The organism is Vibrio harveyi, assembly GCF_030060435.1.
GTDB classification, from domain to species: Bacteria; Pseudomonadota; Gammaproteobacteria; order Enterobacterales; family Vibrionaceae; genus Vibrio; species Vibrio harveyi.
On the sequence record NZ_CP125875.1, the window covers coordinates 1,291,289 to 1,313,187 of the forward strand.

Consider the following 21,899-nt stretch of genomic DNA (forward strand, 5'->3'; position numbering starts at 1 on the left):
GAAGACATGCGGTTGTAATATTTTTCATAGAATTAGTATTGTAATTAAAATGGGATTTAAATATATATTTTTACTAATCCATAGTTAAATAATAGGATTTAATAAGAAAATAAATATGTCTTATGATCCTTGAGGGTATTTAAATGTGATATTAATCAGATAACCATTTTTTATAACGTTAGTAGAATTGTTAATTGGGAAGGAAAAATTGATTTTGATATACATAACGTCACTTTTTAACCTTAGTCGACGAGTATATGAAAAAAATATATTTTCCTATCATCAGTACACTGATGGCTTCTTTTGCCCATGCTAATACGTTACCTGCACCTACTTGGCATGAATTCCAATTAAATGACGGCTCTAGGAAAGAGCTAAAACTTTATGGCGACCAAGAATCTTTTTGGTATCAAGACCGGGAAGGCATTATCTACGTCTATGACGAAGATACAGGATGGTTTTATGGTCAACACGAAGTGGTTGATGGTCGCTTTGTTGCGACTTCAATTGGTGTGGAAGCCAAATTAGAAACACCACAATCAGTGAAAGCACTGTTAAAAGAAAAAGTCAGTCCGACGTCCTCTTTAGTACCTTCTAGTCGTATTGATCCGCTAAGCGATACCTATTTTGAGCAAACGCCACTTCGAGCAGTTAATGCGACAGATGACCCAAAGCATCAGCCTTTGTTGGTTGTCCAAGTAAGCTTCAATGATGAAGCGTTTGTGAACGACTTTACCGATGTGATTTTTGGTGACAACCAACAAAGCGTCAAAGACTACTTCCACAAGAACAGTTACGGACGTTATATCGTTGAACCGGCGAGAGAAACACAAGGCACAGCGAATGATGGTGTTATCGATATTACGGTGGACATTGCGCATCCGAATTGCCATTCAAAAAATGATTCGACGTGTGATGGTAAGCTAAAAGCGGCGTTCAAGGCGGCTTACGATAAGTTAGATCGTTACGTAGATTTGTCGACTTACGACGATAACAACGATGACAAAATTAGCCCTGATGAGCTGTCGGTGATGTTTGTATTTGCAGGATACGATAAATCTGCGGGCTCAATTAACACACCATATATCTGGCCTCACCGCTTCAGTCACAATACAGTTGAGATCGATGGTAAGACGATCCGTGATTACTGTTTGTTTGCGGACTTCCAAGGCAATCATCAGTCTACGATGGGGGTCATTGCCCATGAGCTTGGACACTTGATGCTTGGACTACCGGATTTATACTCCTACAAGCATTCTGGTTCTGTGGGCCAATGGGGTCTTATGGGCGGAGGAAGCTGGGCAAGCAAACAAGGCGATAGCTACGCAGGGGAAACTCCGGTCAATATGCTGGCATGGAGTAAGGAAGCTGCTGGTTTCATTAAACCTAAGGTCATTGATACTTCTGGTTCCGCGACCATTGAAACGGCACAAGGCGAGGGAGTGATGTATCTCGACCCTTACTTGAAGCAACAAGGACCTAGAGCGTACTTCGAAAACCGCCGCAAAAACCAATATGACCGTGCGTTATCTGGTGAAGGGCTACTAATCACAGCAGTGAGCGTGGACAATCGCTTTAACGACAATGGTCCAATGCAAGTACAGGTTTTCCAAGCGGATGGGCTTGATGAATTACAAACGCGTGGTTGGTCTGATCAGGGGGACGTGTTCCCTGGTTCAAGCAATGTAGTGACAGTTACGGACGATACATCGCCTTCGCTAAAAACAATCACTGGCGGGCGCGAAACCAATATCTCAATTAATGATATTGCGAGCACAGCGCAAAATGGATCGCTACGAGCGTCAATTCCTTCTTCAAACAATAAATCGGCGTGGATCACCTCACTGTCAAGAACTTACGTTTATGAAGACTCACGCAATAACACAATAGGGTTTGGGTTAGATAACAACGAAGGTTACAAGACATTGGTAGGTTTCTACTTGTATGCGAAACCAATTCAGCCAAATGCCGATATGCGCTACCGCATGTTTAAGTATGACTTAACGACTAACCGCTGGGGGAATGCATCTATCAACGTTGATACACAAGTTGAAGTGTCATCGGGTGCGATTCCTGATTCGGGCGGTCGAGTGATGTTTGCTGCACCATTTGAGATTGATGACGGCGAACAGCTGTTGGTGATTGAATTAGAAAACGCAAAGCCAGAGTACAGCTACTCATTCTTGGATGCTTACTTGTCTAACGGACAGAAAAAGAAACAGTTTTTCGGTACTACAAATACGTACAAGACGAATGGTTTAAGCGAAGGTCGTGGTCGTAACTATCCGTTTGCTGCTTTGTTAGAAAAACCTCAAGCAAAACCGAGCATTACTGCCCAGAGAGACTCTGTGACGTTGATGAGTGGTGAAAGCGTTACGATTGATGTATTAGCGAACGATCGTTCTTCTGATGCAAATAACACCATTAAGTTGGACAAAATCACAACAAAACCAGCGATTGGCAGTGCAGAAATTACTGGGCAGAAAATTCGTTACTCAGTACCTGTTTCAGATATTCCTGAGCAGAGAACAGTGATGAAGTATCAAGTGTCTGACGATTTTGGTACGACGGCTGAAGGTGAAGTTGTTATCACCGTCAATTCTCCAGTTGTTACAGCGAGCAACCTTCAATACAAAACCCAAGAAGACAAGCCTTTAGCACTTGAATTACGGCAGCAGCAAGGATTGGAGAAGGGTGACACCATCGTGATTAAAACCGCGCCTAAGCATGGTAAGTTAGATGGCGATACCTACCAAAGTGATGAAAACTATTTTGGTAACGACCAGTTTGAATTTGCAATTGTGAAAGAAAACGGGCGTGAATCTAACACTGCAACGGCTGTAATAACGATTGAAGCGGTCAATGATGAACCAACGTTTGCGGTAAAAGCAAGCCGTAAAGAAGGTCTAGAAAACGACAAAGTTACATTATCAGCCCTTGATCTAAAAGATGTTGACTCAGCTGATCACTCGTTCAAATGGCGCCAAGTTTCAGGAACCACCGCTAAGTTTACCACCACAGAGACACCAAATGTGGAAGTGACTTTACCGAAAGTCAGCAAGAAAAGTGAAAAGCTGACGTTTGAAGTGGCGGTAAACGACAAAGATGGCGCGATCATTACCAAAACCGTTGAAGTGGTCGTTAAGCAAGCTGTTGTGTCGGAAACCGATCCTGGTAAAAGTGAAGAAGGTGGCTCAATGGGCTTGTGGATTACTTTGTGTATGATGCTAATTAGCCTAAGAACAAAGAGTAATAATTTGTACAGATTCATAATAAGGAATGATATTCCGTAGAAAAGCATTATAATTCATTGCCTTATATGCACAGGATGAATGCAGATTGAAGGAAAACAATAAGAAAAACCTCCGTGTCGTAGCATTAGCTCCGACAGGGAGGTATTTTGCGTCAATAATAAGCTCATTAGAGATCCTAGAAACAGCGGCTGAGTTTGCTGAGTTCCCGGGTTTCATGACACATATCGTAACGCCAAACAACCGGCCATTGAGCGGTCGAGGAGGGATAAGCGTTCAACCAACTTCCCAATGGCAATCTTTTGATTTTACTAACATACTAATTATTGGCTCCATAGGAGACCCCTTAGAATCGCTTGATAAGATTGATCCTGCTCTGGTTGATTGGATCAAAAAATTACATAAAAAAGGCAGCAAAATAGTTGCCATTGATACCGGTATTTTTGTCGTTGCGAAGGCGGGGCTTTTGCAGCAGAACAAAGCGGTAATGCACTCATACTTCGCCCACCTTTTTAGAGAGCTTTTCCCAGAGATCATGTTAGTGACTGAGCAGAAAGCGCTCATCGATGGGAATCTCTACTTATCTTCAGGACCGTACTCTCACTCAAACGTCATGTTGGAGATTGTCGAAGAGTACTTCGGAAAACAGACTAGAAACCTAGGTAACCAATTCTTAAGCACAATAGAAGGGAGTGGAAACTCGCATTCATATTGTGATGTCTTTCGCTACATGCAACACAAGGATGAGCTAATTCTTAAAATCCAAAAATGGATTCTTACTATGGACTTGGACATCGTTACCATCAGCGACCTAGCGAATGAAGCTTGTTTGTCAGAGAGGCAATTAAAGCGCCGTTTTAAAGATGCGACCTCGATTAGTCCACTTAAGTTTATTCAACTAGGTCGTTTGTCTTTCGCTAAAGAGTTGTTGAGATCAACAAAACTGTCCATTGATGAGGTCGCTAGTCGTTCTGGCTATGTGGATACACAATTTTTCAGGCAGATATTCAAGAGAGAAAATGATTGCTCCCCACTTGAATATCGCAAGAAAAAGCAAGCAAAAGTCTAATTATAAATTTATCTTATGACCTATAGCCACTCTACATGTAATGTTATTAATAAGATTATCATTTCTTTAGTCGTTTAATGCTTGCTCGGTCATTCGAACGAAAATGGCAAACGTTTGCTATTTTCGTTCGAATATAAATGAGTTGGTTTTAGATTGATTTTTAATAACGTTAGCTTATACTCACATACATGGAAACTTATAATGACTTAATTTCCATTAATAATATTGTCGTTCTTATAATGTATATCGTTTGTTATAAATTAAAACTGTATGCATATTATTAAGTAGTCACTCGAAATATAAAGGGGGGGTTTAGGCCTCATAAAGGGGGTGATTAAGACACAATATTATAAAATTATCTTTTTTTAACTAATTATTTCGCAACGCGAAATAATAAATAAAACAGTCATTTACACCAAAATAAATCTCCTCTGATCAGTTGCAAATTTGAGAAATAAGCAACATGTTTCTTATACAACTGTTGAATAGTTAGACGTAGAATAAGACGCTGAGTTATAGCGGGAAGCCAATTATTAACTGGCTCAATGTGTAGCTTTATGGATGTATAACAATTATAACTATCGGATAATTATTGGGTCTTGGTGTTAATTAAATGAAAGCTAATAAACGAACCATTGATGTAAAGTACTTACGCACTTTTTCACATGTTGCAAGACATAGAAGTTTTACTGCAGCTGCAGAAAGTCTATATTTAACCCAACCAGCCGTTTCACAACATATTAAAAAACTTGAATGTACTATAGGCGCAGAAGTCTTTGACCGAAAGGATGGTTTTAACTTGACTAAACATGGTCAAATATTACTAGATTATACGGATCAGACGATGTCGTTATATGATCAATTATTTGATGAGTTGGCTCAAGTTGATATGTTTGATCGGTATTCTATTGCGATTTCTGATTCATTCGCCCCTGAGTTAGTCGCAAAAGTAATCAGTTCTTTCAGAGTATATAACGACGTCGAGTTGGCTGTGACAAGTTATAGCGACCTTAATTGTGTCGATAAAGAAAACCACGATTTGGTGTTTGCCATCGGTGATACCACATCTGTGGAAGGGCGTGTATTTCCCCTAAACAGAGAACAATACATTTTAGCTTGTGACTGCGCGGTTGATCCTGAAGAGTGCTATCCCGAGCGAATAGTCTTTTGTAACTCTCTTTCTAGGCGAGATGCCGAGGTGCTTCTTGATTCTTTTGGTGTAGATATTTCTAAGGTAAAACATTGGCTTACGACCTCATCATCACGACTGATGATTAACGAACTACAAGCAGCAAACACGTTTGTCGTTTGTCCAAGTTGGACCTTAGGTGATCACAAATGTAGCCAATATTTATTACCAAAATACATTGAGATGTATGTTTGGTGCAACGATTCGGCAGCCAAGAAAATTGATCAAGAACGTTTAAGAAGTTTGATTACCGAAACTTTCCGACTCACATCTAAAGGAGTGGTAAGTAGAAAACCTCCCACTTCCTTACTGACCAGTTGTGAAGTAATGTAGTAAAACGCCATGCCTATTATAAATAGGCATGGCGTTTGTATTTATAGTCAAGAAAAAAGGGATAGATAAAAGAAAAAAAGTCCACTAATACCGATCGGTATTGTGTAAGGAATGCCATTTTTAAAAGGAGGAGTTTGACGAAAAATGGCCGTCATCCACATCAAAAGAATTTGAATTCCGCCCAATAATCCAATAGCAATCATTGCTAATAACATATATTCACTATGTACACCTAAAAATAGTGCACCGATTAATTTTACATCCCCACCTCCAACTACGTTCATCATCCAAAGCAAAAAGAATGCAATAAAAATACATGTACTCACCAGAACTTGATTAAAAGGAGCTGGAGAATAATACAAGCTAGCTAGTGAGGTAACACTGATAAGAAAAATGAATCGATGCTTCACAATCCTATAGCGAATATCACCATAAAAAATACACATCACGCTGGCAAGGCAGGTTAGCCAAAAGATAAATTTTATATAATTCATTTTACTATTTTAATGGAGGGAGATTGGAATTCAATTGCTTCCTAATAATAAATTATTATGTAACGGATTACATGTGTTTATAACAACTATTTATAAATGAATAAAAAAGCTTAATTGGTGTGATTGTTTCTATTGAGGTAGATTTTCTACGTTCACGAAATGAGTGACTAATTTGAATAAATAGAGGTAAACATGCTTTTAAATATCAATTCTAAACTTCGTAATATCCGTAATAAATTCAAGGCAGACAAACGTGGTGTAACTGCGGTGGAATACGCAATCATCGCGGTTGCAATGTCATCAATCATTTTGCTTGTGTTCAAGAATGGCACATTATCAGACACTCTTACTGAAGCCATGACTGCAATTAAGACTTCGATGAGTAGCGCTGCAAAATAGTGGAAAAGGGTCTGTTTAATTATACGAACGGGCAATTATAAAATTAAAGCGCCTAGAGAGGGGATTCCCTCTCTTTTAAGGTTTTTATTCTATGAGTAGAGCATTAGTTTTTGTATTTGTTGCCATCACTATGTTTTTGGCTTTTTTCTACGTCAGCGATTTTTTTGATCAGCCTGAGCCAGTGGCAGTGGTCGAAAATGAAGTGTTTGTAGAGGTCGCATTCGTTAATCAAGCTGTAAACAAAGCTGAGCCGGTTAACGCCAATGCAATAGGTATTCGTGAGTTTCCCGAGTCGGAAGCAAAACAGCATTCATACGTTCCTTACTCGAGCATTAAGATTGATTCAGGTGCGCTATGGGCGAAAGACGTCAAAGAAGGTATGCAATTAACACCAGACTTGGTTTCTAATCCTGGTGAAAAAGATTACATGTATCTTTCACTTAAAAAAGACCAAGTGCCTTATTACTACTTGTCGCAAGGCAGTAGCATTGTGGAAGCGCTTCCTATTCAACCTGGCGATCGCGTCAGTTTTGTAGCCACAACCTCATCTCAATCCAATTTATTAGAAAGTGGCTATTCCGATATCGATAGCTTAACAAGCAACGTCATCATTGACGGGGCTTTGGTCTTGCAAGCGATGAACGTTGCTGAAGATGATGATTCATCAAATGAAGAATATGGCTTGATTATCGCGTTGACCGTTAAACAGGTACTTAAGCTAGAAATGGCGCAGAAGATCGGAGCCATTACCTTGGTTCCAGCAAAGATGGTTCATAAATACTTATCTGTCAAAAGTAGCGATTTGATTGAGCATCGATTTGGCGTTCGACAGCTGAGAGGGAATTAAGGGTGTTCAATAAAAATATATTATCAGTCACGCTGGGATTGGTTTTGCTTCTCCCAGCTTCCGCGTCAGCTGGGGATCTATTAAGCCTTGATAAAGGTGCAGCGAAGACGATTAATGTAAAACGCAACATTGATACCGTGTTTGTCGCGGATACCCAAATTGCGGATTACAAGGTCATCGCAAACGGGAAATTAGTGATTTACGGCATTGGCCGTGGTGCCACTTCCATTATCGCTTACGACCGAGCAGGAAACGAAATTTACAACGCAGAAGTGGTCGTAAATAAAAGCTTAAGGCTTTTAAAACAAACACTTATTGCAAGATATCCCGATGAAGATATTAAGCTGACCAACATTGGTGAGCAGGTTGTCATTGATGGTGTCGTGAGCAGCGAAGAAATCAAAAACAAGGTGTATCGCCACGTAGGTGAAATGCTGAAAAAGAGCAAAGAAAGAAATACTTTTGAGCTTACTAACGCAAACGGCGAAGATGGCGACCCTCTCGATTACACAGCGAGCTATGTGTATGAAGACATTATTAACAACCTGAAAGTTCTCACGACAGAGCAAATCAACGTAAAACTGACGGTTGCAGAAGTCTCCAGTTCATTCTTGACCGAATTGGGAGTTTCATACGCCGAAACAAACGGTAAGACTGTTGGTACTGCTGGTCAGTTCGTCAATAAGATTTTGGACTTTACTGCTGAGGATATCGTTGCGGTTATTTCAGCGAGTGGCAATGACAGCATTGGACAAGTGCTTGCCGAGCCAAATTTATCTGTGATTTCCGGTGAGTCTGCAAGCTTTTTAGTTGGTGGTGAAATTCCTATTACAGTTCGCGATAACGACGGCATCTCTGTTACTTATAAAGAGTACGGGGTAAAGCTGTCGATGGTGGCTAAGGTAACGGATTCTGAAAACATTCGTTTGTCACTGCTGCCGGAAGTGAGCTCTATTGATAAGACTAATGGCGTGAACACTGGTCTAGTCAGCGTGCCTTCTTTGAGGACTCGCAAAGCCCAAACGACCGTGCAATTGAAAGATGGTCAAAGTTTTGTTCTAGCGGGTCTGTTGACATCAGAAGAACAGGAATCATTAGCCAAAATCCCTTACCTGGGTGATATCCCGATTTTGGGTGCACTGTTTAGTAAAACCAATACTGAAAGAAGAAAGACTGAGCTGATTATCGTAGCGACAGTTAACCTCGTCGATCCTGTTAAAGAAACCGATATCAAACTGCCGAAGTTCAAACGAACGAGTGACCTTGAGCGTTTGTTGAAACTTGATCTTTCAAATGTTGATGACGAAGAGCTGGAAAATACGATAAAAGCGGGAGGCTTTAACTAATGAAGGCAAACCTATTGTTGGTGGTTTCTGTATTACTCTCGGGTTGCTCGGTATCGGTAACACCAAACAAAACAACCGTAGACACAATTGTAGAAACCTTTGAGTTTCGAGTCACAAACAAAGAAGTGGCGATGGATAAGTCAGTTAACTTCGTCAATCAAATTAATCTTCAGTATCCGAAGTCGACATTTGCAATCAATTACGACGCCAAAGAAAGTCAGTTTGTTGATGGCTTTGTTAAAGAAATCAAAGCCAAAGGCGTAAACAAGTTGCGTTATACCCTAAACGCAAACAGCGAAAGCAAAGGCGTAAAAATCGTTGCGAAATACCACAAGATGCAAGAGCAAACTTGTGATGCTGTTTCATTCAACACCCTTAAACATCATCCATTTGGGTGCAGCTTGGAATACAACAGACGCTTGAGTATGACGAATCCTGTGGCGGAGTAAAAAATGGATTTAGATAACCTATTCAAAACGACTTCATCAAGCAAAGATAAGAAGAACAACACCATTGATCTGGTTGTTTCAGATGATTTGGCTTTTCTTCAAGCAATCGACGAGCTCTACGCAATCGAAGGTTTCGCTTCACCTTTAAAAGTCGACGATATTGATGACGAAAGTTGGCATAAAACTAACGCTGAAATAAAACATGTCATTCTTGACTTAAGAGCATGTGGTGAGTTGATTTCAGAAGTTGCGGAGATCTCTTCAAGATTAGACGTCAGCATTTCTCTTATTGTAGTGAGTAACATGGACTCAATACTGATGCGAGATAAAGTCCTGTCATTGGGTGCCAACTACATTCTTTGGGACCCTGAACTCGATGGTTTGTTAGGGGCGCTTAAAGAGTCAAGTGCTGCGACATTCTCACCAACAGTTAAGAAGAAGTCTCGCATTGCCAAGCGAGTCTTAATGCTTGGTAGCAAAGGTGGGGTGGGCGTGTCGACGATAAGTGCCTTTCTTTCACACAGTTTGAGTCAACAAGCGAACTTAAAAACCTTGCTTGTTGAGCATGACACCATCGCACTAAACTCAGACATATTTCTAGGCTTAAAAGGGCTAAAAGCGCAGCAAAACAGCATTGATTTGAACCAGTCTGAACTGGATGCCGCGATTGCTGGAAGCTATGTAAAACCCGTTAAAGATAAGCTCAACTTCCTCACATTAGAAAAGAACGTTGCTTGCTTGAGCGATCATGTAGATTCGTTGTTTCGCATCTCTAACGAACTGGTTGATCAATACAACTTTATCATTGATTCCATGCCGCTTAGTGCGATTGATGAGCTGACAGCAGAAGACATCAGTGACCGATACAACCGTATTTTTATTGTTTGTGAACCTTCCGTGGCGTCACTAAGAGCGTACCACTCGATCAAGAAGAAGTTGGGTAAGTCTGAGCATCGAGTGATTTTCTCAATGACGCGATCTCAGAAGGACTACATGATGCCGCTTCAAGGGGCGAAAGAGAAAATCAAAGCAAAAGACGCGATTGATTTTGCTTATGAAGCCAATCTAGAGAAGCTCATTATTCAACAAGGCATTCAAAACACGGCAAAGCTTAAGTTTGCACCTGCCATTGCCAATATTGTGAATTCGTTGACGGGTAAAAAAGTCAAAGTACAGAAAAAGTTCGCGTGGTTTAAGAAATGAATCACTTGAAAGAAGTTTATATCGAGATCCGGGACGAAATCTTTGACGCCTTAGATGCAGCCTCGTTAGTTGACGTTGAACCGTTGGAGCTTGAGAGCCAACTAAAAGATTCCGTTAATATTCTTATTGAGAAGAAGCAACTTCAAATCAGTAGCTTAAAGCGTTTAGAGCTGGTTAAAGCACTGCTTGACGAGTTGAAAGGTCTTGGACCCCTTCAAGCGTTGGTCGATAACGATGAAATCTCGGACATCATGATCAATGGTCCCTCAGACATTTTTATCGAATTGAACGGTAAGGTAGAAAAGTCACCAATTCAGTTCGTCAACGAGAAACAGCTCAACACCATTGCTAAGCGTATTGCCTCAAATGTGGGGCGTCGAATTGATGAATCAAAACCGCTTTGTGATGCTCGTTTGGAAGATGGAAGTCGTGTAAACATTGTTATTCCGCCTCTTGCAATCGATGGGACATCCATTTCGATTCGTAAGTTCAAAGAGCAAAAAATCAAGCTAGAAAACTTGGTTCAGTTTGGCGCGCTATCGGTTGAAATGGCAAAGCTGCTTTCGATTGCCAGTCATTGTAAGTGCAACATCCTTATCTCTGGGGGTACGGGTTCAGGTAAAACAACCTTGTTGAACGCATTGTCCGGTTTCATTGGTAGTGGTGAACGTATCGTTACCATTGAAGATGCGGCCGAACTTCAATTGCAACAACCACACATTGTTCGATTGGAAACTCGTCAAGCAAGTGTTGAAGGGACGGGTGAAATCACTGCGCGAGATTTGGTAATCAACGCCCTGCGTATGCGACCAGATAGAATCATTGTTGGTGAGTGTCGTGGTGGTGAAGCGTTTGAAATGCTTCAAGCAATGAACACTGGTCACGATGGCTCAATGTCTACGCTTCACGCGAACACCCCTCGTGATGCGATTGCTCGTGTGGAGAGTATGGTAATGATGGCGACAGCCAGTCTACCGCTTGAGGCGATTCGTCGAACTATCGTGAGTGCGGTTGACCTGATAGTCCAAGTACGACGACTCCATGATGGTAGTCGTAAGATCTTGTTTATCAGTGAGATTGTTGGTCTCGAAGGTGACAACGTTGTTATGGAAGATATCTTCCGGTTTGAAAACAACGGAATGGGTGATGAAGGCAAAATCTCGGGCGAATTTCGAACGCCAGGTCTTTCTAAGCGCTCTGTAATTTATGAGCGTGCGAAGTTCTTTGGCTTGGATGGGGCGCTGCAGGAGCTGTTCTCATGATGCTGATTGTCGTTTTGCTATGGGTTGTAATTGCGTTGTTTCTGTTTATTGGGCATTCGAAAAAACAGAAAGAAATCACATCGATCATTGAGCAATCTAATACGTTCGAGGGCGTTTCTGGCTCTCGAGCGGTTATCGATTCAGAAAGCTTTGATATCAGCTACCGAAAAAAGATTAAGGATAAATTTAAGCAGTTGAAAAAGCTGTTGAGTCCTAATGCAGGAATCAAATTAATTGGCTTTTTTGCGGGATCTTCATTAGCGGTTTACTTCGTTAACGATTGGTTCTTCATGTTTGAGTATTGGAAAGTGCTGCTTGCTTTGGAGCCAATATTGTTTGTGATGTTTATTCTCAAACTTAGTGGCATCCAAGCGCAGCGATTCAAGGATAACTTCCCGGATGCGCTGAACATTCTTTCTGGTGCGCTCTCCTCGGGTCAGAGTATTGTCCATGCGTTCGAATACGTGGGTACTCAGCTTGATAATGAAGTAGGCGAAGAGTTCAAGAAGATGTCAGAGCGTCTACTTATCGGTGAAGACCCAGATGATGTATTGGCGCGAAGTGCTTCGTCTTTCCCTTATGTTGAGTACTTTTTCTTTGCGGCGACGATTCGAATCAACTTGAGTCGAGGTGGCCAACTAAAAGACGTCATTAACCGTATCAACCGAATCATGTTTGAAGCAAGGGCGATCGAGAAGAAGAAAAATGCACTGACGTCAGAGGCGCGTGCTTCAGCAAAAATCATCGCGGCTCTGCCAGTTATCTTTATCATGATTTTGAAGTTCACAAGCCCAGATAACTATAACTTCGTGATGTTCGAAGATGGGGGGAAGCCTATTTTCTATTACGTGTTGATCAGTGAAGCCATCGGATTCTTCTTTATCTACATGATATTAAGAGGGGTGAAGTAGTGGTCGATATAAAATTAATCTTTTTAGCATTAGGGTTGTTTATTTCATTATCTGTCGCGTATTACTCATTAAAAGTGTTTGATAAAACCAAAGCGAATATTTCGACAAAAAAGATCATTGACTCAACCCAAGAAAAGACGCCTTTTTCTGAAAAGTTAGCAGTACAACTTTCGCGTCTGTCTTTTAATAAAGAAGAAACGAAAAACAACTTAGTTAGAGCAGGGATTCATAGTGATTTTATTGCACAGGCCTATTACCTGCTGAAGATTATACCGCTGTTATTTTGTTTAGCATTTATTGGCTATTCTTACATGCAAGGAGACATGGAATTTTCATCTGCGTTTATTTCATTCTCAGTCTCGATGCTTGTGTGTTTGATTGCGCCAGATATGTACATCTCTTCGAAAGGGAATGCGAATGTTCGTCACGTGAGTAGTCGACTGCCTTTCTTGCTCGACTTAATGAACGTGTGTGTGCATACCGGGATGACGCTCGAAGCGAGCTTGGAATATTTATCGAACGAGTTAAAAACAGTCGATGAAAACCTGGCTTATGTTGTTAAAAAAACTTCAGAACGAGCCAAAATTGTTGGTTTGGATCGAGCACTTACTGAGTTCTATGATCTGGTTCCAACCCCAGAGGCACAAAGCTTTGTTATGACACTTACTCAAAGCTTGAAGTACGGCTCATCAGTAGGTGCGGTATTAGCCTCCCTCGCTTCTGATATTCGAGAAATAAACATGCTCGATTTGGAAGAAAGGATAGGAAAGATGGGGGCAAAAATGTCCATCCCAATGATCACTTTTATCATGGTTCCTATTGTTGTTCTAATCGCAGCGCCAGGGATAATGAGGATGCTAGGATAATGAATGTAAAAAACTATATCTCCCTTTTTGTTTTATTGCTTTTAAGTGGGTGTTCCACCATCAATCAGGAATTAGTAACCAAAGAAAAATTGCTGACTAACTCTGGACAAACTGAACAATTGATCGAGTTTTATAAAGCAAATTTGGTTGAGGTTCCACGCTACAAGATAAAACTGATTAACTTATATCTCGATAACAAAGATCAAAAGTCTGCCGAATTATATATAAATACTCTTGAGAAAAAAGACCTCGAAGACCCAGATATTATTTATATCTTAGCTAAGTTGGAATATCTAAAGCGTAATTATGACGCAAGTGATCGTTATTTAGATGATTATTTAGAAAATGGTGGTGCGGAAGGTGATTATTACCTATTAAAGGGTAAGATTTTAGCGCGTAAGAAAGACTACAGCGGTGCAATCGCCAACTTCAACGACAGCAAGAAAAACGGCGCGTCTGACCGAGAAGCGAATAACAATATTGCCGTCGTGATGATGCTGCAAGGTCGTCCAGAACCTGCAATGGAGCTGCTATACAGCTTGTTTGCAGCTAATCCGAATGATGAAAAAGTCCGTTCAAATCTTCTATTAGCTTCGACTCGATCACACCGACCTGATGTGGCATTGGAAGTGTTAAAGCACGACAGCAGTGAACAAGAAGCGCGAGTCAAACTGAAAAAACTCATGCAGAGCGTCAAACCGCTTCCTAAAAAAGTAACGAAAAAAGCTCCACCAAAGCAGGTCGCTAAAGTAAAGGAAAAGAAAAATATGGAAATGGAAACGAAATCAGTCGATTTGAAACCAAAGTACGTAGCACGCTCAGTTCTAGACCCAAAAAATTTACGCCCTAAAGCGCCGTCAATTTACCGAATTCAAGTTTTGGCAACCTATAAGGTGATTCCTTCGGATTACTTAAACTATCTGAAAGGCAATTATGGAAGTGTGTATTCCTACACGCACGGCTTATGGAAGCGTTACTGCATTGGTGAGTTCAGTGACATCAATGACGCAAAGAAATTTCTTGAAAACATGGATGTCAAAGGTGCCTTTGTTGTTGATTACACCAAGAAAAGGTACGTCGAGCTATGATCAAGTTTCAAAAGGGAAGTTTGACGGTTGAGACCGCAATGGGCTTGCCAGTTTTACTAATGGTTCTGTTTACTTGGTTTGACTTGTCGGTTTTAACGTACTCAATGGGTGTGACGGATCATGCATTAACCACAGCAGTGATGAGCAGTAAAAAGCAAGGCAGCTCTCACAGTACTGAAAAAATCGATTACCAAGACGTAATCAAAACCAAGCTTGAATCAAGTGGTGGTGCACTATGGTCAAAAGTTGTTGATCACTCAACGGTTTCGGCATCGGTTTATTACTTTAAAAACCTAACTGACTTTATCCATTGTAATCGCAGTGGAAAAGTGTTGAGTGAATGCCCAAACATCAAGAAAGGCGACACTGCTGAAAACTCAGTCAACATGCCAATTGCCATATACCAATTGAGCTTCACCTATCAGCCTTTGTTTAACTTTGTTATGCCAAGCATGAACATTAGTCGCGAGATGGTCGCGGTTCAGGAGTACGAGCGCTGTACATTCAAGTTAGGAGAGGAGATCAGTTGTGGTAACTAAGTCAAAGCAAACCGGTGCTTTTATTGTTGAGCTTGCATTGGTCTTACTCTTTTTTGGCTCCATTATTGCCATGCATATCAACTACACCATCGCCGTTAATAAAAAAGGGCAGTTGGATAGGGTGGTGTATTCGATCGTCAGTGTTATTAGTGAACGCCGACAGTTGTTTGCCAATGAGCTCGATATTTGTGGCGCAGGAGGTAAGCAGTGCGAGACACACATGAACAATTCGTTCGATATGGCGAAAGGCATGTTGAAACGCACACTACCAGATTTTGACGAAAATGAGCTGGGGATGCGAGTCATAGAGCTATCTTTGATTGATAAAGATAAGAAGCTTGTTAGAACCACCGCCTTAAAAGGCATGACGGCAGGGTGTAATTTTCCGGATCTAGAGGAAATTACAGTAGAAAAAGCAACAAAACTATTGCCTTTGACTACGCAGAACCGACGCCTTCCTCTTTATCATGTGTCTCTTTGCTACAAAACGCCGTTTAACATTATCGGTCTTATGAGCGGTGAGCCGATCAAAGTCGTGACCAGTTCCTATTCATTTGCAAGGATTTAATATGAAGCGCTTCACTAAGCAAAAAGGGGTTGCTGGGATCATATTTCTTTCGTTTCTCCCTATATTAATCATCACTTTCTCGTTTTCTGTTGGCTATACGCAACGTTTGCTTGCGCACTCAAAAATAGAGGAGGCGGCTGAAGTTGCGAGTCTTGCCTTGATTGCAAGTCCAGGCAAAGACAATCAAGAAGACAAAGACTATGCGCAGAGAATTGTCGACTTATATATTACCGACAATATTAGCGACATTCAGATCAACGTATCGACCAAGAAGTGTGAGTACAAAGACGGTTGTGTTCAGAAAGCCAATGAGTTATCGCCATTTGCAGACTTCACCGTGGTTGCGACCTCTGAGCATGATTCATGGATTTCACATAATGAAATCGGCGTAGAGCCAAAATTCAAAGTGTCTGGCGACTCGATCACCCGGAAATACTTACCTCAACCGGTGGATATCTACTTCATACTGGATACCAGTCAATCGATGAGTAACCTGTGGTATGGGCAAAACAACAAAACTCAGATGCAGGTGGTGAAGGAAACGATCACCAAAGTTGTCGAAGATTTGAAGGACTTCAAAACCGGTGAGAATAAGAAGAGTCGCGTTGCCTTGTTGACTTACAACGCCTACAACGTGAAATACGATAAAAAAGATCGCAGACTAAAATTCTACGACTATGCAAGTGAGTTTTCTCACACAGAAGCATCTTTCCAAAGCATTGTCGATGATATGTTTGACCAGTCTGTGGATGAACAAAACGTGTACCACTCTAGTTATTACAATCAGGCACGAGATATTCCAATAACAGACAACTATCAGGAATTTATCAATATCTTGAATTCGAACAAGGTAATGCCTGCTAGGGGTGGCGGCACCAATTCTTGGTTAGGTCTGATTGCAGCAGCGAAAGAGGCAGACAAAGTTAAGAAAGAAGAGCGTAACCCAGAACAGGTGTTTATCTTCCTTTCTGATGGTGCAGATACAGACGTACGATTCCCTGACTATCTCCATCGAAACAGTACGTATAGAAACAAATACGACGTGGTCACAAAAAGTTATCGAGACAGTTATGGTTATATTCAGTATCAACAAGTTTACGACAAGTTCTTGAAGTCATTAGTGCGTGAACACAACCTTTGTGAACAGCTCAAGAAAAGAATTTCTAGCAAAGAAAATAAGTTTCAAAGTGAACACGCGAAGTTAGAAGGTGAAAAAACAAAAGTCACTATGGGTGTTATAGGTGTTAACTACAACGTACAAAAGGACGATGGATTCGGTGATTGTGTTGGCGAGAAAAATATTTATCACGCAAAAAATGGTAAAGATGTCTACAAATACATATTAAATCTGATTAACGAAGAGACAGGACGATTAAAAGATTAAAATGAAAAAATTATTATCAATCGCGATTATTTTTACCTCAAATGTCGCACTCGCTAATTGTATTAATCATGATGAAAACTACGTGAGCTCTAAAATTCTTAAAAGTTCCGAAACAAAAGTCACTCAGGTTGTTGGTAAGTTAGCGGTGACGGTAAATGAAGAACGCTCTATTGTACAGGATAAGAGAGTAGTTAAGGTTGAAGGGTTGAATGCGACCGACAGCTGCACCTTTGATAAGAACTCGATGTCGTTGATCCTCAACTATGATACTGATAAATATCGTTTAACAGACACTCATAAACAAGCGATTTCGCAATACTTGGAACTGGTTGACGAAGGTACTCGTGTTCTTGTTGAAGGGCATACTGATGAGGTCGGCTCTCAGGCTTATAACAAAGGCTTGTCTGCTCGTCGCGCGAATGCCGCAACAACATACCTGAAACAAGGGTTAGGTCTAGGCAACAGGATTGTTGAAAAAGCATTCGGTGAGTCTGCACCGATTTGTAAGGTAAATGAAAACAAAGTATCTGGCTGTAACCGTCGAGTTGTATTAACGATAGACTAATGTGTAATCCACTGTTTGCTGTTGTCATTATAATTTTTATGTGCTCACTATTAAGTGGGGTTGTTTAGTAAAAGAGCTTGGTACTTACCAAGCTCTTTTATTACTGATATTTATTATGGAATAATAAATGTCTATTTCATTTTTCAATCATTAATCGATAGCATTTAATTTTGTTTTTATACAACGATAATTAAAATGTCTATTTCTCGATGCGTTATCGCTTCTACCTTTTTTCTATTCATTAGCCACCCAATATATTCAGCGGAGCTCATTATTGGACCAAGTATGAGTTCGCAGTTAGAGCGGGTGATATCAAATCCTTCTATTAAGAAGGACGTATCCGATTCATTGTTAGGAATCGACAAGAATCACAATCACATCCGTGACGACGTGGAAGCTGTGTTGAAAGCACTCAAAATCAGTGAAATTAATCACGATTTTCTTTTGCGTTACGTACAATATTCTTCAAGCATTTTGCAACACGACTTCTCAAGTAACGATGCGAATAATCAGCTCTTGGCATACGAGATCTACAAAGATTACCGTTATGTCAGACATTGCTTTAAGGAAGCCGGGGTGGACGGTAAAGATCTTTATGATGCGATACATGCGGTAAATCGATTGATGTTCAATACCGATGCTCGAATTGTCGCGTACCTGAACTACGAAAAGTACATCGACATAAGTACCATGTATGAGGGCATTAGTTACGATTGTAATAACTAGGGTTTGTTGTGATTTTAATTGGGAGGGACTGGGTTAGAGGATGACTTCTTATACCTTGGAAATCAATGACAGTGTCACTTTTTATTTATAGCCTTTTGTCTTAGCTAGTAGGGGACGCTCAAAGCTAATCACTTTGAGTGCTTTAGTTGTTCATTCTCTATATTCTACCGATTTTATATATTTTCGATTGTAAGTTACTTAAAAAGGAATACAATCGCGAAATGTTACCCCTTCTTGGTGGATCTAAAAATGATAAAGAAAACCCTCCTAGCTATGGCACTTTCTGCCAGTATTATTGCGCCTGCAATCGCTTGTACTGGCATCTCTCTTTCAACTACTGCAAATGACCATATTCACGCTCGAACGATTGAGTGGGGCGAGAGCGATCTCAATAGTAAACTGATTGTCGCCCCGCGTGACTATACGTTCACATCAACCATGCCAGACCAAAAGCACGGTTTAAGCTGGGAGAGCAAATATGGATTTGTTGGTATTTCAGTGAGTGATGACCGCTTTATTGGCGAAGGTATTAACGAAGAAGGGCTAACAGCTGGTTTGTTCTACTTTAAAGGGTACGGTTCTTTAAAGGCTTACAACCCGAAAGATCGCGCAAATAGTATCGCTGATATGGACTTTGTCCGCTGGATGTTGTCACAATTTAAAACCGTTGAAGAAGTGAAAACCGCAATGAAAAACATCGATATTGTGCCAGTGTATATCGATGAAAAAGGGCAGCCATCACCAACCGGACATTGGCGTGTTACTGATAAAGCAGGCAACAACATCGTAATTGAAATTATGGATGGTGGTCAGGTACATATTTACGACAATGAGGTGGGTGTACTGACTAATTCGCCAACCTTCCCATGGCAAGTAACGAACTTGAACAACTACATCCATCTGCAACCGGGCACCAGTGCGCCGACCAAGTTTGGTGACGTTGAAGCGAAATCTTTTGGTATTGGCTCTGGTTTCTTAGGTTTGCCGGGAGACATTACGCCGCCATCACGTTTTGTTCGTGCTGCGTTCTTTGTTAATACCGCGCCAGAATCAAAAAACTCGCAAGAAGCGGTCTCTCAAGCGTTCCATATTCTAAACAACTTCGATATTCCAATTGGTACTGAGTTTAACGCCGAATATCGTGAGCATATCCCAAATCTGCCAAGTGCCACTCAATGGACATCAGTGATCGACCAAGGAAATGGTGCGCTTTACTACACAACCATGCATGACAGCCGAATTAAAAAGGTTGATTTGAAAAAGATAGACTTTAACCAAAAGCAGGAGCTTAAACGTAAACTTGATAACGGCTCGTTTACAGTTGAAGAAATCCGTCTTTAATTCATAAACCCAAGAGAGCAGGTGAGAGCCTGTTCTCTTTCAATCATTTTCCTTTTATTTCCCTTCTCTTTTCGTAAATCTCTCTTTTTCAACGACAAGCTCCCAAAGGGCACTCTTTGCAAATAGTAAGGGGCTTGGCTTGCATGCTTTGTAGCCGATTCTTGATTTAGACCCACTAGACCTTTAAATCGCCGCCGCGTGTTTAAACCCAGTCGTTCTCGCTGAATCAGGTATCTCGAGGTATATAACTAAGATTAGAAAATCAGGCAGAAAGTGCTGTTTTTAGCCTTTTAATTCGGTTTTATGCGATTCTCATAGGCATTCTTTCAGAAATGTTCTAGCGTATGCTATCCAGACTTTCTCGGATATTTGCCAGAATCTCCCTAAATATATAAATGTTAGTTGGGGAAGTGGCGTGAAGGATAAAATGGAGAGATATTGGATTCAGTTGGTTGATAAAGCTGGCACTGCTTCTGATTTGTCGGATTTAACCCGTTTAAGGTTGCGAGGCTGTATTGGTAAATATGGCTTGAGATATAAGGTAGAAGGGGGCGTGCTTGCCGAGCATCGTTATGATCGAAAACGTCTTAGCCTAAATTTAGAGAGTGAAGAGTAAGCTCCACTCTCTAAGATGTCTTATGAATTGCTTTTGCTGGTTACTTTTTCTAAAGCGATTTGTTTAGCATCATTACTTGTGAACATTTGGTATGGACGCAGACCAAACAAAGGCATGATTGAGTAGATATGATCGAACAAGTCCGCTTGCACACCTTCATAGTAAGCCCAGTCAGTATTGTTGGTAAAAGCGTAAACCTGCAACGGAATACCCTCTGGCGTCGGCTCTAGTTGCCTCACCATAATCAGCATGTACTGGTGAATGTCTTTGTTCGCTTTCAAGTAAGCATTAATGTAAGCGCGGAACATACCTAAGTTGGTCATTTGACGTAGGTTGCTGAAGGCGGGTTCCTCACTCATTTCTTGATTGTAATCACTGATTTCACGCGATTTTTCATAAATGTACTGACGAAGGATTCGGATGCTTTTTAGCTTTTCAATTTCTTCATCAGATAAGAAGCGAATTGATGTGACATCAACATTCACGGAGCGCTTGATACGGCGACCGCCAGAATCTGACATGCCTTGCCAGTTAATGAAGGCGTTTTGCACCAATGCGTAAGCAGGCAGCATGCTCACAGTGTTATCGAAGTTTCGAACTTTTACTGTGGTGAGTGAGATTTCCTCTACTGTGCCATTCGCACCGTAAGAGTCCATTTGAATCCAATCGTTTAGGCTGATCATGCGGTTTGCAGATAGTTGAATGCCTGCAACAAAGCCCAATATCGTATCCTTAAACACCAACATGACGAAGCCCGTCGCAACGCCTAAACCTGATAGGAAAATCACCGGTGATTCGTTGGCAAGAATCGACATGGAAACCACAACACCAACAAAGAAGGTGAACAGTTTTATCAGTTGGACGAAGCTTTTGATCGGCATTCTTCTCGTGATGCCTTTAAACGTTGCAATGTCATTTAACGCATCAAGCAGGGCAAAGATCATCCAGATAAAAATGACTAAAATAGAGATGCTTAGAATCCGGTCAAAGATGTTCGCTAACCAATCGTAGTGACCTACGGCGAGAGGGATAAAGACATCCAACACCATGATTGGGATCAGTAATGAGAGCTTTTCTAAGACATCATACTTCGCCAAGCTTTCAGCGAGTGGTTTATTGGCTTTTTGTAGAACATTATTGACTGACCTCACGACCAGGTGATGCACTATCAAGTAGCTGATCGCTGCTGCGGTTAAGCTCGCAAGAATGAAAACGGTTGTGAGTTCGATGCCATAAGGGTCACTATTGATGCCCACGGAACTGAGTTTGTCTGCTATGAAAGTGCGAATGTGATGATCGAGCAAAATGTCATCCTCAAAATGTAACCTGAATGAAGAAGTGAGAACTTCTTTGAAGAGGTCAGGCAACAGGCGTTAGAAAGCCGCTCATCCTACTCTCCATCTCTTTGTTTTGCACTGGTTTAATCCAGCAATCTTGAAACTTATTATTCAAA

Annotated in this window: 21 protein-coding genes; 19 read left to right on the top strand and 2 right to left on the bottom strand. The window is 41.0% G+C overall.

The window, feature by feature from the left end; genetic code table 11:
* The first annotated feature begins 257 nt into the window (after positions 1-257).
* The 3 genes from QMY49_RS06585 (at position 258) to QMY49_RS06595 (ending at position 5,842) form a co-directional block, all read left to right on the top strand.
* A complete protein-coding gene (locus QMY49_RS06585; RefSeq protein WP_283313579.1) occupies positions 258-3,293 on the top strand; it encodes a M6 family metalloprotease domain-containing protein in 3,036 nt (1,011 codons plus the stop codon).
* 46 nt (positions 3,294-3,339) lie between these two features.
* Entirely contained in the window at positions 3,340-4,320 is a 981-nt protein-coding gene (locus QMY49_RS06590; RefSeq protein WP_017190213.1) for a GlxA family transcriptional regulator, read from the top strand.
* A 613-nt stretch (positions 4,321-4,933) separates the two neighbouring features.
* Positions 4,934-5,842 carry a LysR family transcriptional regulator gene (locus tag QMY49_RS06595; protein WP_009697503.1) on the top strand — a complete coding sequence of 303 codons (909 nt, stop codon included), beginning with the start codon at positions 4,934-4,936 and terminating at the stop codon, positions 5,840-5,842.
* Positions 5,843-5,889: 47 nt separating this feature from the next.
* On the opposite strand, the gene QMY49_RS06600 is transcribed toward QMY49_RS06595, so the two are convergent.
* Positions 5,890-6,336 carry an A24 family peptidase gene (locus tag QMY49_RS06600; RefSeq protein ID WP_005445980.1) on the bottom strand — a complete coding sequence of 149 codons (447 nt, stop codon included), beginning with the start codon at positions 6,334-6,336 and terminating at the stop codon, positions 5,890-5,892.
* A 192-nt stretch (positions 6,337-6,528) separates the two neighbouring features.
* On the opposite strand from QMY49_RS06600, the gene QMY49_RS06605 reads away from it, so the two are divergent.
* The 16 genes from QMY49_RS06605 (at position 6,529) to QMY49_RS06680 (ending at position 20,446) form a co-directional block, all read left to right on the top strand.
* A complete protein-coding gene (locus tag QMY49_RS06605; protein WP_005445979.1) occupies positions 6,529-6,735 on the top strand; it encodes a Flp family type IVb pilin in 207 nt (68 codons plus the stop codon).
* Between the two features lie 91 nt (positions 6,736-6,826).
* Positions 6,827-7,582, top strand: a complete 756-nt coding sequence (locus QMY49_RS06610; RefSeq protein ID WP_283313588.1) for a CpaB family protein — start codon at positions 6,827-6,829, stop codon at positions 7,580-7,582.
* A gap of 2 nt (positions 7,583-7,584) precedes the next feature.
* Positions 7,585-8,928 carry a type II and III secretion system protein family protein gene (locus QMY49_RS06615; RefSeq protein WP_017190209.1) on the top strand — a complete coding sequence of 448 codons (1,344 nt, stop codon included), beginning with the start codon at positions 7,585-7,587 and terminating at the stop codon, positions 8,926-8,928.
* Positions 8,928-9,377 carry a hypothetical protein gene (locus QMY49_RS06620; protein ID WP_005445974.1) on the top strand — a complete coding sequence of 150 codons (450 nt, stop codon included), beginning with the start codon at positions 8,928-8,930 and terminating at the stop codon, positions 9,375-9,377. The genes QMY49_RS06615 and QMY49_RS06620 overlap by 1 nt, the downstream gene beginning before the upstream one ends.
* 3 nt (positions 9,378-9,380) lie before the next feature.
* The gene (locus tag QMY49_RS06625; RefSeq protein ID WP_005445972.1) at positions 9,381-10,580 is read left to right on the top strand and encodes a CpaE/TadZ family protein; all 1,200 of its coding nucleotides are present in this window, start codon (positions 9,381-9,383) and stop codon (positions 10,578-10,580) included.
* Positions 10,577-11,842, top strand: coding sequence for a TadA family conjugal transfer-associated ATPase (locus tag QMY49_RS06630; protein ID WP_005445970.1), 1,266 nt, complete (start codon positions 10,577-10,579; stop codon positions 11,840-11,842). Before QMY49_RS06625 ends, QMY49_RS06630 begins: the two co-directional genes overlap by 4 nt.
* Positions 11,839-12,753 carry a type II secretion system F family protein gene (locus tag QMY49_RS06635; RefSeq protein WP_005445968.1) on the top strand — a complete coding sequence of 305 codons (915 nt, stop codon included), beginning with the start codon at positions 11,839-11,841 and terminating at the stop codon, positions 12,751-12,753. The genes QMY49_RS06630 and QMY49_RS06635 overlap by 4 nt, the downstream gene beginning before the upstream one ends.
* On the top strand, positions 12,753-13,619 hold the full coding sequence (locus QMY49_RS06640) for a type II secretion system F family protein (RefSeq protein ID WP_005445966.1): 867 nt from the start codon (positions 12,753-12,755) through the stop codon (positions 13,617-13,619). The genes QMY49_RS06635 and QMY49_RS06640 overlap by 1 nt, the downstream gene beginning before the upstream one ends.
* Positions 13,619-14,707, top strand: a complete 1,089-nt coding sequence (locus QMY49_RS06645) for a tetratricopeptide repeat protein (protein WP_029788145.1) — start codon at positions 13,619-13,621, stop codon at positions 14,705-14,707. Before QMY49_RS06640 ends, QMY49_RS06645 begins: the two co-directional genes overlap by 1 nt.
* Positions 14,704-15,246, top strand: a complete 543-nt coding sequence (locus QMY49_RS06650) for a TadE family protein (protein WP_029788146.1) — start codon at positions 14,704-14,706, stop codon at positions 15,244-15,246. The genes QMY49_RS06645 and QMY49_RS06650 overlap by 4 nt, the downstream gene beginning before the upstream one ends.
* On the top strand, positions 15,236-15,814 hold the full coding sequence (gene tadF, locus QMY49_RS06655; protein ID WP_017190205.1) for a tight adherence pilus pseudopilin TadF: 579 nt from the start codon (positions 15,236-15,238) through the stop codon (positions 15,812-15,814). Before QMY49_RS06650 ends, tadF begins: the two co-directional genes overlap by 11 nt.
* Position 15,815: 1 nt before the next feature.
* Positions 15,816-17,198: a TadE/TadG family type IV pilus assembly protein gene (locus tag QMY49_RS06660; RefSeq protein WP_005445959.1), complete on the top strand. Its 1,383-nt coding sequence runs from the start codon at positions 15,816-15,818 to the stop codon at positions 17,196-17,198.
* Position 17,199: 1 nt separating this feature from the next.
* Positions 17,200-17,763 (top strand): OmpA family protein, encoded by a 564-nt coding sequence (locus tag QMY49_RS06665; protein ID WP_005445957.1) that lies wholly within the window; start codon positions 17,200-17,202, stop codon positions 17,761-17,763.
* A 285-nt stretch (positions 17,764-18,048) separates the two neighbouring features.
* Positions 18,049-18,489 (top strand): hypothetical protein, encoded by a 441-nt coding sequence (locus tag QMY49_RS06670; RefSeq protein WP_017818106.1) that lies wholly within the window; start codon positions 18,049-18,051, stop codon positions 18,487-18,489.
* Between the two features lie 249 nt (positions 18,490-18,738).
* Positions 18,739-19,830 (top strand): linear amide C-N hydrolase, encoded by a 1,092-nt coding sequence (locus QMY49_RS06675; protein ID WP_283313594.1) that lies wholly within the window; start codon positions 18,739-18,741, stop codon positions 19,828-19,830.
* Between the two features lie 427 nt (positions 19,831-20,257).
* Positions 20,258-20,446, top strand: a complete 189-nt coding sequence (locus tag QMY49_RS06680; protein WP_005445954.1) for a hypothetical protein — start codon at positions 20,258-20,260, stop codon at positions 20,444-20,446.
* A gap of 20 nt (positions 20,447-20,466) precedes the next feature.
* Here QMY49_RS06680 and QMY49_RS06685 read toward each other — a convergent pair whose 3' ends face one another.
* Positions 20,467-21,750 (bottom strand): mechanosensitive ion channel family protein, encoded by a 1,284-nt coding sequence (locus QMY49_RS06685; protein WP_283313596.1) that lies wholly within the window; start codon positions 21,748-21,750, stop codon positions 20,467-20,469.
* Between the last annotated feature and the right edge of the window lie 149 nt (positions 21,751-21,899).

Excerpts from the sequence above, each read along its gene's own strand:
- QMY49_RS06645 (WP_029788145.1), top strand. The coding sequence starts at position 13,619 with ATGAATGTAAAAAACTATATCTCCCTTTTTGTTTTATTGCTTTTAAGT.
- QMY49_RS06600 (WP_005445980.1), bottom strand. The coding sequence starts at position 6,336 with ATGAATTATATAAAATTTATCTTTTGGCTAACCTGCCTTGCCAGCGTG.
- QMY49_RS06635 (WP_005445968.1), top strand. The coding sequence starts at position 11,839 with ATGATGCTGATTGTCGTTTTGCTATGGGTTGTAATTGCGTTGTTTCTG.
- QMY49_RS06610 (WP_283313588.1), top strand. The coding sequence starts at position 6,827 with ATGAGTAGAGCATTAGTTTTTGTATTTGTTGCCATCACTATGTTTTTG.
- QMY49_RS06620 (WP_005445974.1), top strand. The coding sequence starts at position 8,928 with ATGAAGGCAAACCTATTGTTGGTGGTTTCTGTATTACTCTCGGGTTGC.
- QMY49_RS06675 (WP_283313594.1), top strand. The coding sequence starts at position 18,739 with ATGATAAAGAAAACCCTCCTAGCTATGGCACTTTCTGCCAGTATTATT.
- QMY49_RS06625 (WP_005445972.1), top strand. The coding sequence starts at position 9,381 with ATGGATTTAGATAACCTATTCAAAACGACTTCATCAAGCAAAGATAAG.
- QMY49_RS06595 (WP_009697503.1), top strand. The coding sequence starts at position 4,934 with ATGAAAGCTAATAAACGAACCATTGATGTAAAGTACTTACGCACTTTT.
- QMY49_RS06605 (WP_005445979.1), top strand. The coding sequence starts at position 6,529 with ATGCTTTTAAATATCAATTCTAAACTTCGTAATATCCGTAATAAATTC.
- QMY49_RS06660 (WP_005445959.1), top strand. The coding sequence starts at position 15,816 with ATGAAGCGCTTCACTAAGCAAAAAGGGGTTGCTGGGATCATATTTCTT.
- QMY49_RS06670 (WP_017818106.1), top strand. The coding sequence starts at position 18,049 with ATGAGTTCGCAGTTAGAGCGGGTGATATCAAATCCTTCTATTAAGAAG.
- QMY49_RS06585 (WP_283313579.1), top strand. The coding sequence starts at position 258 with ATGAAAAAAATATATTTTCCTATCATCAGTACACTGATGGCTTCTTTT.
- QMY49_RS06680 (WP_005445954.1), top strand. The coding sequence starts at position 20,258 with ATGGAGAGATATTGGATTCAGTTGGTTGATAAAGCTGGCACTGCTTCT.
- QMY49_RS06665 (WP_005445957.1), top strand. The coding sequence starts at position 17,200 with ATGAAAAAATTATTATCAATCGCGATTATTTTTACCTCAAATGTCGCA.
- QMY49_RS06630 (WP_005445970.1), top strand. The coding sequence starts at position 10,577 with ATGAATCACTTGAAAGAAGTTTATATCGAGATCCGGGACGAAATCTTT.
- QMY49_RS06650 (WP_029788146.1), top strand. The coding sequence starts at position 14,704 with ATGATCAAGTTTCAAAAGGGAAGTTTGACGGTTGAGACCGCAATGGGC.